At 66.4% G+C, this 13,793-nt stretch carries 12 protein-coding genes and 2 pseudogenes; 9 read left to right on the plus strand and 5 right to left on the minus strand.

Annotated features, from left to right (window positions below; all coding sequences use genetic code 11):
* Positions 1–229: 229 nt before the first annotated feature.
* Positions 230–472, minus strand: a complete 243-nt coding sequence (locus tag AB0A95_RS27860) for a hypothetical protein (RefSeq protein WP_357558700.1) — start codon at positions 470–472, stop codon at positions 230–232.
* A 1,091-nt stretch (positions 473–1,563) separates the two neighbouring features.
* On the opposite strand from AB0A95_RS27860, the gene AB0A95_RS27865 reads away from it, so the two are divergent.
* On the plus strand, positions 1,564–1,698 hold the full coding sequence (locus AB0A95_RS27865; RefSeq protein WP_357558701.1) for a hypothetical protein: 135 nt from the start codon (positions 1,564–1,566) through the stop codon (positions 1,696–1,698).
* A 621-nt stretch (positions 1,699–2,319) separates the two neighbouring features.
* Here the strand turns inward: AB0A95_RS27865 and AB0A95_RS27870 are convergent.
* A complete protein-coding gene (locus tag AB0A95_RS27870; RefSeq protein ID WP_357558702.1) occupies positions 2,320–3,234 on the minus strand; it encodes a helix-turn-helix transcriptional regulator in 915 nt (304 codons plus the stop codon).
* Positions 3,235–3,405: 171 nt separating this feature from the next.
* Between AB0A95_RS27870 and AB0A95_RS27875 the strand changes: the two genes are divergently transcribed.
* Both AB0A95_RS27875 and AB0A95_RS27880 read left to right on the plus strand, forming a co-directional pair.
* On the plus strand, positions 3,406–4,266 hold the full coding sequence (locus AB0A95_RS27875) for an SDR family NAD(P)-dependent oxidoreductase (RefSeq protein ID WP_357558703.1): 861 nt from the start codon (positions 3,406–3,408) through the stop codon (positions 4,264–4,266).
* A 355-nt stretch (positions 4,267–4,621) separates the two neighbouring features.
* Complete coding sequence (locus AB0A95_RS27880) at positions 4,622–4,825, plus strand: cold-shock protein (protein ID WP_043326981.1); 204 nt, start codon at positions 4,622–4,624, stop codon at positions 4,823–4,825.
* A gap of 701 nt (positions 4,826–5,526) precedes the next feature.
* Here the strand turns inward: AB0A95_RS27880 and AB0A95_RS27885 are convergent.
* On the minus strand, positions 5,527–6,042 hold the full coding sequence (locus AB0A95_RS27885) for a GrpB family protein (RefSeq protein ID WP_357558740.1): 516 nt from the start codon (positions 6,040–6,042) through the stop codon (positions 5,527–5,529).
* A gap of 286 nt (positions 6,043–6,328) precedes the next feature.
* Complete coding sequence (locus AB0A95_RS27890) at positions 6,329–7,003, minus strand: TetR/AcrR family transcriptional regulator (RefSeq protein ID WP_357558704.1); 675 nt, start codon at positions 7,001–7,003, stop codon at positions 6,329–6,331.
* A gap of 72 nt (positions 7,004–7,075) precedes the next feature.
* Between AB0A95_RS27890 and AB0A95_RS27895 the strand changes: the two genes are divergently transcribed.
* Both AB0A95_RS27895 and AB0A95_RS27900 read left to right on the plus strand, forming a co-directional pair.
* The gene (locus tag AB0A95_RS27895) at positions 7,076–8,212 is read left to right on the plus strand and encodes an NAD(P)/FAD-dependent oxidoreductase (RefSeq protein WP_357558705.1); all 1,137 of its coding nucleotides are present in this window, start codon (positions 7,076–7,078) and stop codon (positions 8,210–8,212) included.
* A gap of 848 nt (positions 8,213–9,060) precedes the next feature.
* Positions 9,061–9,510 carry a hypothetical protein gene (locus tag AB0A95_RS27900; RefSeq protein ID WP_357558706.1) on the plus strand — a complete coding sequence of 150 codons (450 nt, stop codon included), beginning with the start codon at positions 9,061–9,063 and terminating at the stop codon, positions 9,508–9,510.
* A 200-nt stretch (positions 9,511–9,710) separates the two neighbouring features.
* On the opposite strand, the pseudogene AB0A95_RS27905 reads toward AB0A95_RS27900, so the two are convergent.
* Positions 9,711–10,396 (minus strand): annotated as a pseudogene (locus tag AB0A95_RS27905) (IS6 family transposase).
* Between the two features lie 77 nt (positions 10,397–10,473).
* On the opposite strand from AB0A95_RS27905, the pseudogene AB0A95_RS27910 reads away from it, so the two are divergent.
* From AB0A95_RS27910 to AB0A95_RS27925, 4 genes and pseudogenes are all read left to right on the plus strand, one after another.
* Positions 10,474–10,605 (plus strand): annotated as a pseudogene (locus tag AB0A95_RS27910) (site-specific integrase); the annotation flags it as partial.
* Positions 10,606–11,122: 517 nt separating this feature from the next.
* The gene (locus AB0A95_RS27915; protein WP_357558707.1) at positions 11,123–11,602 is read left to right on the plus strand and encodes a transposase; all 480 of its coding nucleotides are present in this window, start codon (positions 11,123–11,125) and stop codon (positions 11,600–11,602) included.
* Positions 11,603–11,611: 9 nt separating this feature from the next.
* Entirely contained in the window at positions 11,612–12,703 is a 1,092-nt protein-coding gene (locus tag AB0A95_RS27920; protein ID WP_357558708.1) for an IS630 family transposase, read from the plus strand.
* Between the two features lie 41 nt (positions 12,704–12,744).
* A complete protein-coding gene (locus AB0A95_RS27925) occupies positions 12,745–13,326 on the plus strand; it encodes a transposase (protein ID WP_357558709.1) in 582 nt (193 codons plus the stop codon).
* Positions 13,327–13,793 lie beyond the last annotated feature (467 nt).

Here is a 13,793-nt window from a genome sequence, read left to right on the forward strand (position 1 = left end):
CTAGACAGCTCCACTCCACAACCGGAGGCCTTCACCTACCTACGACATCAGATCGTGTCGTCACACAACCTCGACCAACCTCCCTGGACAGCACATTTAGGAAGTGTGGACACGGCGGGAAGTCTCATCGCCGTGACCTGGTTTGACCTGCACCGCCATGCCGGGGGCGACGTCCAGGCGGCGACCGCCGTTGACCCTCGGCTCCTGTCCCGACGGGCACGCGGCACGGTCATGGACCCTCATCCCGCAACCGGGCTCGTGCCTGCTCGACCAGCTCGGCGTACTGCGGCGAGAACGGCTCGACCAGCTCCCGTTCCAGTAGGCAGGTGAGATTCCACAGCACCCGTTGCTCCGCCTGATCCTCGACCAGGTCAGCGAAGTCGTTGGTGGTCTCGTCGGTGCGATACAGCCACTCGAACAGAACCAGCGCCTCGTCGCGGTTGAGCCGCAAGACCACCTCGTCCTCTGCCACGCCAAGCAGCGTACTGACACCTTCCGTTTGGAAGAGCGCTCAACGGGCCGTGATGTCCGAAACGCCTGCCGGCGGCGGCAGAGCCCCATGCCGCTCGTGCCCGCTCATGACCGCTGCGCGCCACGGTTACTGGCCCGTGGATGGCCCCGCGTCGGTACGAGCGGGTTACCGCCCATCGGATAACTTGCCCTATGCCCGTCATCGATCTGAGTGCGCCTGCCCGCCCTCCGTCGCCTCGCAGGACGACAAACCCGTGGCTCGTCGCGGCGCTGGCAGCCTTGAGCGATGGCCTCGGCGTCGCTGCCCCTGTGTGAAGCCCATCTCTGTCGAGATCCCCGCCGGAGGCATCGGTTCCAGAGCTTGGCGCAGTCTGCAATCGGCCGGCGCGCCGGCCGATGCCGGTGCCTGCGCCGCCAGCAGGCCGAGCGCGGCCCGCTTGCGGGCCGCCTTGATCCAGAGAACGAGCAATTCGGCAAATGACCTAGGTAGGCACCTGAAACTTGACCACCGGTCAAGCAGCGCCAGCCAGCCCAACTTGACTGATCTTGGTCCCCAAAATGGCGAAAAAGTCGACCCGATTTCCGGATCAGCCCTCTCACCTGCGTCGGGACGGCCGAATTCGAACCGACGACCCCTTGTTACCAGGTAAACCAAATCGAGCTTGTCATTGATTGTCAAGTACAGGCATTGAGCTGCACAGACACGATCAAGCAATGGTCGCTTCTTGTCACTGATTGTCAACGGCAGGCGGGGGTTTTCGGAGGGTAAACGGGAACCGGCCGACAGGACAGCGCTGGGTTCCACCGCGCCCCGCTCCCTCACCGTCGGGGGCGTGCCGTCACCAGAAACAGCGTGCGCCTGCCCGTCGCGGCTCGCCTAGCTAGGCGAGGGGTTCGTGTCGGTGGGGCGACAGGATCTATTGCCTCACCACCGGCGATGCACTTCCGAACGTCGGCAAGAGCTGGAACAGCGTAGGGTCGGCGTGCAGTGAAGGACCGCGCGCCCGCCGCGCGGGTCCTCCGTCACCTGCACGCCGTGATCAGGCGAGTAACACGCTGCACGTTCACCGACCTGCTCCAGGAGGTTCGATCATGTCCAAGGACTCGACGACCAAGGCGAACGTCAAGAAGAAGGGTAAGACAATCAAGGAGAAGCAGACTGCGAAGCGCCTGAAGCGTGACGAGCAGAGCGGGCACTCCTCAAACATCGTGCCCACCGGGCGCTGACGCCGGTAGCATCGCTCAATTGTCCGAATTCGGCGGTGGAGGTGGGGCTGACGGTCGTCGGATCCCCACCTGCCGCTGCTGTCGCAGAGCTGCGGCAGGGCCGCTCGGGTGGTGCACAGGGTGACGACCGCGAAGTTTCGCCGGGTTCGGATCCATCGGCTACCTCACGGGTCGGGTCGCGCGCCGGGCGGCCAGCGGCCCGCGGGTGATGGTCACGATCGCGATCCGTAGTTGCTCGCGGGTGGCCCATGAACGTCGGTTCAGGGCGTTGTTCTGCAGAGACACCGCCAGGCGCTCGTCCCGGCCATGACCAGTCCATGTCCCACGGCTCATCCCGGTGGTCACCAACAGCGACGGGTCGGTCATCAGCTCGCCCCGCCGGATGACCTCATCGAAGGTGCCCTGGGCTGGTGGAAACAATCATGATCGAAGTGCACGAAAAGGCCGTCCCCACCCGCACGGGGGGAACGCGCCACGGTGGTCGCGGCATGACCTCGCTCGCGCAGCACGTCCGCGACATGGGCACCGATCAGGTCACCGCCACCCAAGACAAGAATTCGCCCGCTGATCGCCCACGGTGGAGACCACCGATCGTCAAGGGACGATCGACGCCCGTCGGAATCAGGCGGAGCCCAGAGACCTGATTGTGCTGTCCTCGACCTGCACGGGAGCGGCCTTGGAGGCGCCGGTGGTTGGGGCGTACCGCTGCTGTGTCGCCCAGAGCGCGAGCAGGCGCAGGTTGTAGTGTGAGCTGCTGCCGGGATCCGTGGTGTAGATGAAGAGCGTCTGGTCGTCGTCGCCGGGTAGAGCCAGCGCCTCGTATCGGATGGTCATCGGTCCCACGGCGGGGTGGACCATGTGCTTGGTGCCGTGGGTCCGCTCGTGCACCCGGTGGTTGTGCCACCACGTACGGAACTGCGGGCTCTTGATGGTCAGCTCGCCGACGAGTTCGTTGAGCTGCGGGTCGTCGGGGTTCCGGCCGGCGTAGAGGCGCAGCGTGCCCACGACGTCGGCCGCCACGGTGGCCCATTCGGGGTAGACCTCGCGGGCACCGGGGTCGAGGAGGACCCAGCGCGTGTAGTTGCGCTCGCGGGGCGGCAGTTGGGTCCAGTCGGTGAGGAGGGCGCGGGCCAGCAGGTTCGACGCGAGGATGTCGGTGCGGCGCCCGACGATGAAGGCCGGGTGGTCGACCATCGAGGCGATCATCTGGTGCATCGCCGGCCGGACCCGCTGGCCCGGCACCTGCCCGGTGCGGTGCCGAGCCGGCCGGGCCAGGTCGACAAGGTGAGCCTGGGCGGCCGCGTCGAGTTGGAAGACACGGCCCAACGCGTCGATGACCGCCTCCGACGGACTGCTGTGGCGGCCCTGTTCGAGTCGGGTGTAGTAGTCGACGCTCACCCCGGCGAGCTGAGCCACCTCCTCCCGGCGCAGGCCGCGGACGCGTCGCCCCGACAGCGGGAGGATTCCCGCTGCCTCCGGCGTCGTGTCAGCCCGGCATTTCCGCAGGAAGCCGGCCAGTTCTGTGCGTCGCACCATGTCGCCAATGATGCCGTGCGCGATGGGCCGCGCCCAGGGGTTGGGTGGGCATGTCGTTCCCAGGTACGGCTGGGCCTGGCCAGAGGTGTTCGGCCCGCCCGCCCGGCAGCAGCATGAAATGCGTTTCCGGCAGGGCACAGCGCTGCCACTCCAGTCACAAGGAGAACACCGATGTCGTACCCCACCACCCGACCCGCCACCTGGTTCGTCACGGGCACCTCCCGGGGCCTCGGCCTGGCGTTGGTCAAGCAGCTCCTCGAGCGCGGTGACAACGTCGCGGCGACGACCAGGTCGGCTGAGCGTCTCGACGCGGCCCTGGGATCCGTGGACCAGGCCCGGCTGCTGCCACTTGAGCTGAACCTCGCGAACGAGCCGGCGGTCGCGGCGGCGATCCGCTCCACCACCAACCGTTTCGGCGCGATCGACGTGGTCGTGAACAACGCCGGCTACGGATTCCTCGCCGCCATCGAGGAGATCACGGACGCCGACGTCCGGCAGATGTTCGACGTGCAGATCTTTGGGCTCTGGAACGTTCTTCGTGCGGTGCTGCCGTCCCTGCGCGCCCAGCGCAGCGGTCACATCATCAACATCTCCTCGATCCTCGGTCTGACCTCCTTCCCGGGCTGGGGTCTCTACTGCGCCGGGAAGTACGCCCTGGAAGGGCTGACCGAGTCACTGGCCGCGGAGGTCGGCGATTTCGGCGTGCAGGTCAACCTCGTGGAGCCCGGCTACATGCAGACCGATTTTCTGCGTACGCACTCCCTTGGCCTGCCGCCGACCACCGGGTCCGGCTACGAGTCGATCCGGGAAATGACCGAGGCGCACCTGGCGATGTCGGGCACCCAGCTCGGTGACCCCGTCCGAGCCGCAACCGCCATCATCGAGGTGGCGGTCTCGGGTAAGGCTCCTCTGCACCAACTGCTCGGCTCGGACTCCTACTCGCTGGTCAAGGCCCGGATCGATGCGCTGACCTCCGACGTGGAGGCGGGCCGCGAGCTGGCGTACACGACGGACATCCCTCAGCACAGCTAAGGGCTCTCCGTTAAGTCCTGGCGTTGCCCGGCCTGGTCTCACTGTCCAGGCCGGGCCGCAGGGGTGGTCGCGGCGGCGACGGCCTGGTCGACGTTCGCTTCACGGTTGTGGCCAGGGCGGCATCGATGAGGTAGGCAAGACCAGGTCCACTCACCTCCGTGGAATCGACGACGGATCATGTGCTACGGTAGCCGAGTTGCAGTTTTGATTTCCGTAGACGTTTTCTAGCGCCTGATGGGGCATCTGAAACCCCTCCAGGCGCTTTTCGTTTTTCGTGTCGTTTCGACGCGGGTGATCAACGCGGCGGCGTAAGGGTCCGCACAGTGCGGTCTCTGACAGCCTGCGAGGAGCAGACATGACTACAGGTACCGTGAAGTGGTTCAACGCCGACAAGGGCTTCGGCTTCATCAGCCCGGACGACGGCGGCGCCGACGTCTTCGCCCATTTCTCCGCGATCTCGGCGAGCGGCTTCCGCAGCCTCGACGAGAATCAGAAGGTGGAGTTCGACGTCACCCAAGGTCAGAAGGGTCCGCAGGCGGAGAACATCCGCCCGCTCTGATCCACAGTCTACGAACGGCGGCCCGACTGATTCAGCGGGCCGCCGTTCGGCGTTTCATGCGCTCGCCACGGCATCTCGAAATCGTCCGATCGGCAGAAGCCTGGCCGTCTCGGTGTAGCGAGTGGGTGACGCAAAAGAGCGCCGCAGCACCGACGCTGCCTGTGGGCGAAATGGATCGGCCACTCACCCTCGAGGCTGTCTACCGGACAGCTCAGCGGACCGAGGCGATTTGAACCCACGAGAGCCTCATGTCAAGCTTCCTCTTTCAAAGCTTGTCATTGTTTGCCCAAACCCCCTTGTTACCATCCGTAACGCGGGGGTTTTCGGGGGGTAAACGGGGGCCGGCCGACATGACAGTGCCGGGTCCCACCGCGCCCCGCTCCCCCACCATCGGGGACGTGCCGTCATCAGGAACAGCGTGCGCCTGCTCGTTGCGACTCGCCTACCCCCAGACAAGGGTTTCGTGTCAGTGGATCGCCACGGACCGATGCCCGACGTGGATACGCCTTACCGACGCCATCCGCCCAGCTGAAGATCAGCCCACCTTAACGGGTCCCGAGGCAGGCGTTCGGGACCCGTCTTTGTCACGAACCCTCTCAGCCGGACGTGCCTCCGCGACCCGACGTGGTGCGCGCTCGTAGCCGATGAGCGGACGTCCCACCCGTGTGACGGGGCACTGGATCAGCGCAGAAGGAGCGTCGCTAGGAGGCGCTAGATGCGTCCGCCTGTCTAAGGATGTCCTCGATGAACGGCGCCTTGCCGGACCGGCACCTTGGTCGGTCGTGGTCGTCCGCCGTTGCGAGTTCAGCCTTGATACGCGCGTACTCTGCGGCGAGGTCCGGGTGGCGTCGTAGATGGTCGCGGAAGTGCAGCAAGCGGCGCCAGTCCGGTGACCGGATCTCCCAAATGTGGAGGTGATGGGTACGCCATGTCACGTCGGGAAAGCAAAATGACCACTTGCGCCGCTCATGGTGACCCGGCTCGGGGGCATGGACCCAGTCGATGTCGCCCAGATCCGCCACGATGCCGTCGGTCTGGTCGAAATCCCTGACCAGGGCGAGCATGTCAATGATCGGCTTGGCGGCAAGGCCGGGGATCGCGGTACTACCCACGTGCTCGACGTGACCGACGAGGTAGTTCTGGAGTGCCGCCTCGACCCGGGTCTGCTTGTGGGCGAAGCTGGTCGGCCAGTGTGCGTCGTAGGCAACGATCTTAATGGGGTCTCGTCGTTGAGACCCCCGTCAGGACCTGAATCCGTCGCCACCTGCCCAGGTTATGACGCCGCATCTCCTTGAACAACAGGTCTTGTGCCTGGGTGGCCAGCCATCCGCTCATGCCGCCGTCCGGGTATGCTCGCCGAGGGAAGCAGTCACGCTCCGTGACAAGCCGCTAGGGCATGCAGCATCCTGAACTGCCGATGTCAGGGCGTCGCCTACAGGCGTTCATCGTGGTGGACCGGTCACCGCCTGGCCGATCAGGAACGGGCGATCCGAAACGCGACGCTTATCTGCGGGCGGTGATGCCGGTCAGGAAGATGTCCACTCCGGCGAGGAACTGCTCACGGTCGTCATGTTCGTGCAGCTGCGAGGCCGCGTCCTGCACGACCGGGTCCGGGTCGTGTTGCGCCCATTGTGCCGCCAGAGTCTCCAGGTATGCCTTGCGATCCGCGTCGCTGGTCACTCGCCGGGCCCCGGCGGCGTATTGCGCTGCCGCGCCGAGGACGTAGTTGACCAACGCTGATCCGGCGTCCGCCCTGGCCGGCCCGGGCACCCCGAGGCGCTGCAGCTGTGACCCGACACTCTTCCAGATCCGGAAGACGGCGGGTTGCCATGGTTCGCGGGAGAGCTGGGTTCCGACCCATGGGTGCGCGTCGATCGCGTCGAAGATCCCGAGCGCGAGAGCACGGATGGCCTGCTCGGGGTCTTCGTCGTCGCCGACTCCCGCCGTTACCCGTCCCACGATGTCGTCTGCGGCCGCGGCGAGCAGCCCTTCCTTGTTGGCGACGTGGTGATAGATCGCGCCGCGGCCGGTCGACAGGTGAGCCGTCAGCGCGCGGACCGTCAGGCCCGCCTCTCCCGTCGCGTCGAGCACTTCAACGGCCGCCTCGACGATGCGATCCCGGGACAGCGCATCGCTGCGCCTGGTGTTTCGCGGCGTGGGGATGGTCATGTCCATCATCTTGACACAGTTGGACCAACGGTCCAATCTTGGAGTTGGACCGGCGGTCCAAACTTCTTCGAGAGGACTGACATGCCTACTCCCGTCACGATCGTCGGCGCCGGCCTTGGCGGCCTCACGCTCGCCCGCGTCTTGCACCTGCACGACGTCCCGGTCACCGTCTACGACGCTGAGGACTCGGCCCAGGCTCGCACCCAGGGCGGCCAGCTCGACCTGCACGAGCACAACGGCCAGCGCGCCCTCGCGATCGCCGGGCTCACCCAGGAATATCGCGCGATCATCCACGCGGGCGGTGGAGCGCAGCGAGTCCTCGACCAGCAGGGCACGGTGCTCGCTGAGGTCCCCGACGACGGTTCCATGACCCGGCCGGAAGCGCTACGCGGCGACATCCGGCGCATCCTGATCGAGTCACTGCCAGCCGGCACCGTGCAGTGGGGCAAGAAGCTCGTCGTGGCCACACCCCTCGGCGGGGGGCGGCACGAGCTCACCTTCGCGGACGGCTCGACAGTCACCACCGAGATGCTCGTGGGCGCCGAGGGGACCTGGTCGCGAGTAAGAGCACTGCTGTCGGACGAGAAGCCGACGTACGCGGGCATGAGCTACATCGACACCTACCTGCACGATGTCGACGACCGCCACCCCGACGCGGCCAAGGCCGTCGGCGACGGCGCCATGTACGCACTCATCCCCGGCAAGGGATTCCTCGCCCACCGCGAAGCAAACAACATCATCCACACCTACGTCGTGCTCAACCGGCCGGTCGAGTGGTTCGCTGACATCGACTTCGCCGACGCCGACGCCACGAAGACGCGGATCGCGGCCGAGTTCGAAGGATGGGCGCCCGAACTGACCGCCCTGATCACCGACGCCGACACGACGCCGATCCTGCGCAGCATCCACCAGCTCCCCGACCGCCACCGATGGGCCCGCATGCCCGGCGTGACACTGCTCGGCGACGCCGCACACGTGACCGTCCCCGGCGGCGAAGGCGCGAACATCGCCATGCTCGACGGAGCCGAACTCGGCGAGGCGATCGCCGCACACGCCGGCGACGTCGAGGCCGCCTTCGCCGCGTACGAGGAAGTGATGTTCGCCCGCAGCGAGGCCGAAGCGGTCGCCGCGCACGAGACCATCAACCTCATCTTCGGCGACGGCGCACCCAACGGACTCGTCAACCTGCTCAGCGACACCGACCAGGACACCAATTGACTCCGTCAGCGCCGCCCTGAACGCTCGCCGGTCGCGTCCGTAGAACCACGAGCCGCGTCGAGCCCTCTCCCGTACCGCTTCGGGTACGGGGCCTCAGCAGTGCTTGGCGTTGTTTTCCGCTGGAAGCTACCGACACCCCACAGCTTTACGACAGCCCAGTGCCTCGCGGGCCAGAACTCCCGCCCTTCTACCCCACAGGTTGCGAGGACGGGCCCGGGAGGACACGTGGGGACGACTCATCAATCCAGCGCGGCCGACCCAATCCCCATGGTCGACACTTCGGAACAGTCACTTCCCGGACCCGCCGAACAGCAGCCTAGAACACCACTACTCGCCGCCCCTTGACACAGAGGGGTGCCAGTTCCGGGCGTCCACGGCCGCCGACGGCAGTCACCAAACGTGACGGCTTGGGTCGCTGGTGACGCGCCCGGACGGCGGCAGATGAGCATGTCTCGCGTGCTTGTCAACGTCATTACTCGGAAGGTGACCTGCCGACATCTCCCCAGGCTGGTCCCGGTCGATTTTCGAGTTACCCGCTTCACCGTGGCAGCAAGCTCAGCCCGTTGCCGCCCCGGCCGCCGGGCTGCCGGCGAGCCGGTCGCTCAGCTCACCATCGAGCAGGACCCGGAGCCCAGGACGTCGTGGCGTCGACGCCGGCATGTTGCCCCGTACGAGCCGGCGACGCACGGTAATCCAGCCGCGCACCGCGGCCGCTCTTGCGTCGGATGGGCGGCACGGCATCGCCTGCATTTCGGATAGGAGCCGCGCGGCCCCTCTGCCCTTCAAGAGACGTACGTCAGAAGATAGACTCAGGCGGATATTTTGGTTGCTGCACCGGAGGAGGTTTCGTGCGGGCGCCGACACTTTTCACCGCCGTGGTCGTCGCCGCGGCGCTGGCCGTCACACCGGCGTCGGCCAGCTCGGCGGCTCCCGCCGACCCGCTGACACCGACCGGCTGCGTGCCTACCGATGCGACCGGTCGGCCGATCCAGCTCGGGCAGGCCGACAACGGGCGCACCATCTGCCTGCGACGGTGGCAACGGCTGTACGTCACGCTCGCCGTAGACCCGGTGCGATATCCCAACCCGTACAACTGGTGGACCCCAGTCCAAGCCAGCGGCGACGTCTTGGCCGCCCTGCCGCTGCCGGCGCCTCCGCCGCCCGGCACGACCGCTGCCGCATACCGGGCTGTCCAGCCCGGCCGCGGCGGCCTGTCCTCCTACCGGGACGTCTGCCCGCCCGAGATACCGTGCGGCGCACCGGTGCTGCCATGGCGGGTGACTGTAGACGTGAACTGATCCCGGGACGGCCCGGCCTGCGGGCCATTACCGGGATGATGTCGGAGAGGATCGGCCCGCTGTGGAGGCTGCACGTCGTGGAGTTAGCCGGGCTCGGGCCGATCCCTGTTCGCCACCGCGCTGCTGGCCGCCCTCGGCGCTGAGGGGCGCCGTTGCGTTATCGGATCGGCGGACGTGTTGAGCCCGTGTCGGGTCTGCGGTCAGATCGCTTGGGCGAGTTCCGTGAACGCAGCGGCGACCCGCGTACGGGGCGGGGCGTCGGCGGCGAGTTCGTAGTGTCCGCGGCGGAGGTTCTGCATGATCGCGTGGCCGGCGATGATCACCTGTGCTGTCTTGTCCGTTCGTAGCCCGCGCATCCAACCGGTGTTTGAGCTGGCTGTGATCAGCCTCGATCGGATTGTTGGCGTACTGCTCGACGTGGTGCCACGCGGACGGGACCAGGTCGTCGAGGACGCCGGGGTAGACCGCAGCCGCGTCGGTGACAACCTCTACGGGTATCGCCTCCAACGTCGACAGCGCCCGGCGGAAGAACCGCCGGGCCGCGCCGGCATCACGGCGGGCCGAGACCAGCACGTCGATGACCTGCCCGTACTGGTCGACCGCCCGGTACACCTAGCGCCACACCCCGTTCACCTTGACGTAGGTCTCGTCGACGAACCACCTGTCGCCTGGTGAGTATCGGCAGAAGCGGGCGGCGTCGGCCAGCAACGGCGTGAAACCGCTGCACCCACCGGTGGACCGTGACGTGATCGACCTCGACGCCGCGCTCGACCAGCAACTCCTCAACGTCGCGATACGAGAGGTTGAACCGCAGATACCAGCGGACCGCGACCACGATCACCTCCGGCGGGAACCGGAACCCGGCGAACGCTGACCTCGGAGGCAGCCACGGCCGAGAGCGGGTCGATGACTTCACTGCTCAAGTCTGCCTCGATCTTGGCGACGCTCAACGCAACGGAGCCCTGCGAAGTACCCACAGGTCGCAGCGGCCGTCCCTCGAAGTCGCTGACGCTCGACCATGCCAAGGCGCTTCTAATCGCTGCCGAAAGCACCTCGTTGCACGCCTACATCGTCGTCACACTCCCAGGCGGTGCAGTCGCCATGGACCGGATCCTCGGCGCTGAGGCGTAGTCACTCAGTTAGTCACCCAGGTACGACAAAGGGGCCGTCTCGATCTTCCGAGATGGCCCCTCACCTGCGTCGGGACGGCCGGATTCGAACCGACGCCCCCTTGACCCCCAGTAGTCCGGTGGCCCAGCGGCATGCTCACGCACGTCTGTCCAGGTCGCCGACAACGTAAACCAGCCGAGTAAAGGAGTCGTCGCAACACTCCCTCGGCAGCGCCGCTCCGAGTGGGCTGTCTCGCTAACGGCACCTCTCTTGTCAAGCCGCCGGCAGCAGAGAGGCCTCCAACTTGTTGGATTGGTGGCCGGAGATCAGGGTCTGCAGCCATGCTCTTCGAGGTTGTGGTCGGGGTCGCTCGGGAAACACTTGCCGCTCACGGGCTGGCTCCCTAACGGCCTGCGGGAGTGGCTCGAGAGAGGTCTGTTGAGCCCGAAGTTGGTCTGCCCTCCTCGCCGGACCCCCTTTCCCCGGCCCTGCCGGAGACCCCGTGCCCTCCGCCGCACCGTCAGCACCCGCTCCGGTCGTCATCGCGATCGATCCTCACAAGGCGTCCTGGACCGCCGTCGCAGTCGACAACCGACTCCAGCCACTGGCCACGATCCGCATCGAGGTCAACCGCGACGGCTATCGACCGCTGCGCCGCTTCGCCGGCCGCTGGCCGCACGCGACCTGGGCGGTCGAAGGCGCCACCGGCCTTGGCGCCGTGCTAACCGCCCGTCTGAGCGCCGACGGCGTCGACGTGGTCGACGTGCCCGCGAAGCTGGCCCGCCGGGTGCGGCTGCTGTCCACCGAGCACGGCCGCAAAACCGACCAGGCCGACGCCCTCTCGGTCGGAATCGCCGCGCACACCGCTGCTCGACTCAACACCGCCGTGGTCGACGAGGCCATCGCCGCCCTGCGGTGCCTCACCGAACACCGCGATGACCTAGTGTGCCGCGCCGGAAATTCGCCTAATAAGTCGGTGTAGGGTGGGGTTATGGCACGGACAGGGCGTCCCACCGCACCGCTGGTGTTGACCGACGAGGAACGCTCGACGTGGACTCGCTGGGCGCGGCGGGCGAAGTCGGCGCAGATCCTCGCGACACGGGCGAGGATTATCCTGGCGTGCGCCGAAGGGGCCTCAAACACTGCTGTGGCAACAGATCTGCGTGTTCATCTGTCTACGGTGGGCAAATGGCGGCGGCGGTTCCTGGCCGAGCGTCTCGACGGCCTGATCGACGAGCAACGTCCAGGCCGGCCACCGTCGATCGCCTTGGACAAGGTTGAAGAAGTCGTCGTGGCGACCCTCGAGCAGGCCCCACGTAACGCCACCCACTGGTCGCGGACGTCGATGGCCGAGAAGTCGGGGCTGTCGAAATCGACGATCGGCCGGATCTGGCGCGACTTCGGCCTGAAGCCACACCGGGCGGACACGTTCAAGCTGTCCACCGATCCGCAGTTCATCGAGAAGGTCGTCGACGTCGTCGGTCTCTACCACCACCCGCCGGAACGGGCCGTGGTGCTGTGTGTGGACGAGAAATCCCAGATCCAGGCCCTGGAACGCTCCCAGCCGGTCCTGCCGATGATGCCCGGCATGCCCGAGCGTCGCACCCACGACTACCACCGCAACGGCATCACCAGCCTGTTCGCCGCATTCGACATCGCCGACGGCTCGGTCATCAGCGAGCTGCACCGTCAGCACCGGGCGACCGAGTTCAAGAAATTCCTCATCACCATCGACAAGAGCGTCCCGGCCGAGCTCGACGTGCACCTGATCTGCGACAACTACGGCACCCACAAAACGCCGGCGGTACGCGCCTGGCTGGCGAAACACCCGCGTTTCCACATGCACTTCACCCCGACCGGCTCATCATGGATCAACCAGGTCGAACGCTGGTTCGGCTTCCTCACCGACCAGAAAATCCGCCGCGGCACCCACAAAAGCATCCAAGCCCTCGAAGCCGACATCCGATCCTGGATCACCGACTGGAACAGCAACCCCCGACCGTTCATCTGGACCAAGACCGCCGAAGAGATCCTCGAATCACTCGCCCGATTTTGTAGGCGAATTTCCGGCGCGGCACACTAGTCCGCAGCCGCACCCAGATCGTCAACCGGCTGCATGGGCTGTTGGCACAGCTCATTCCCGCCGGTCTGCCCCGCGGACTGACCGCCGACAACGCCGCCGCCGCGCTGCGCAGCATCCGCCCTCGGGCCGTGTTGGCCCGCACCATGCGCCAGGTCGCCGTGGACCTTCTCGGCGAGGTGCGCCGCCTCGATCGGCGCATCGCCGAGGCAACAGCAACGCTGTCCGCCGCCGTCGCGGCGTCCGGCACCACCCTGACCGATCTGCACGGCATCGGCGACGTCACCGCCGCGAAGATCCTCGCCCGCTCCGGAGTCGTCAACAGGTTCCGATCGGAGTCCGCGTTCGCCTCGTACTGCGGTGTCGCGCCGATAGAAGTGTCATCCGGTGACGTCCAACGCCACCGCCTATCGCGTGCCGGCGACCGGCAACTGAACTACGCGCTGCATGTCATGACCATGGCCCAGATCAAACGAGCGACCCCAGGCAGGGACTACTACCAGCGCAAACGAGCCGCAGGCAAAACCTACAAGGAAGCCATGCGCTGCCTGAAGCGATGCCCGGCCGACGTCGTCTACCGCACCATGATCAAAGACACGGAGACCTCCCTGCTGCCGGCGGCTTGACAAGAGAGGTGCCCTTAGATCCACGCTCCCGGCATATGGCTGACATGGGGGCGAATTGCGCGGGCGTGTGAACTGCTGGGCCGAGAGCCGAGACTCTTCGCCTCCTCGCCCGGAGTATCGAGCATCTCACCACCGAGATCCGGGAGCTAGGTCGAATGCCGCCACACCGGGGAGTTGGAACCTCTACCATCTACGTAAATCTCCAAGGTCGTGTAGCACCATCCGCATCAGGCCTCGCGCGCGCGCGGAATCTAACCGGCCGGAATTCGTTATCACATAACTACTTGTCCCCCGACTTAGGAGTAGGGCGCCTACCCAGCCGACCAGGAGCGCGATTACCGTGATCACCAGGAGCGCGAAGATGATCGGCACAATAATCGATTCAGCTCCCAAAAGGCGCGCCGCCAATATCAGCCCAATGAGAACAGGAAAGCCAAGGAGAGCGATTCGAAATCCAAGTACGGTCG

This window comes from Micromonospora sp. NPDC049230 (assembly GCF_040647875.1).
Taxonomy (GTDB): Bacteria; Actinomycetota; Actinomycetes; order Mycobacteriales; family Micromonosporaceae; genus Micromonospora.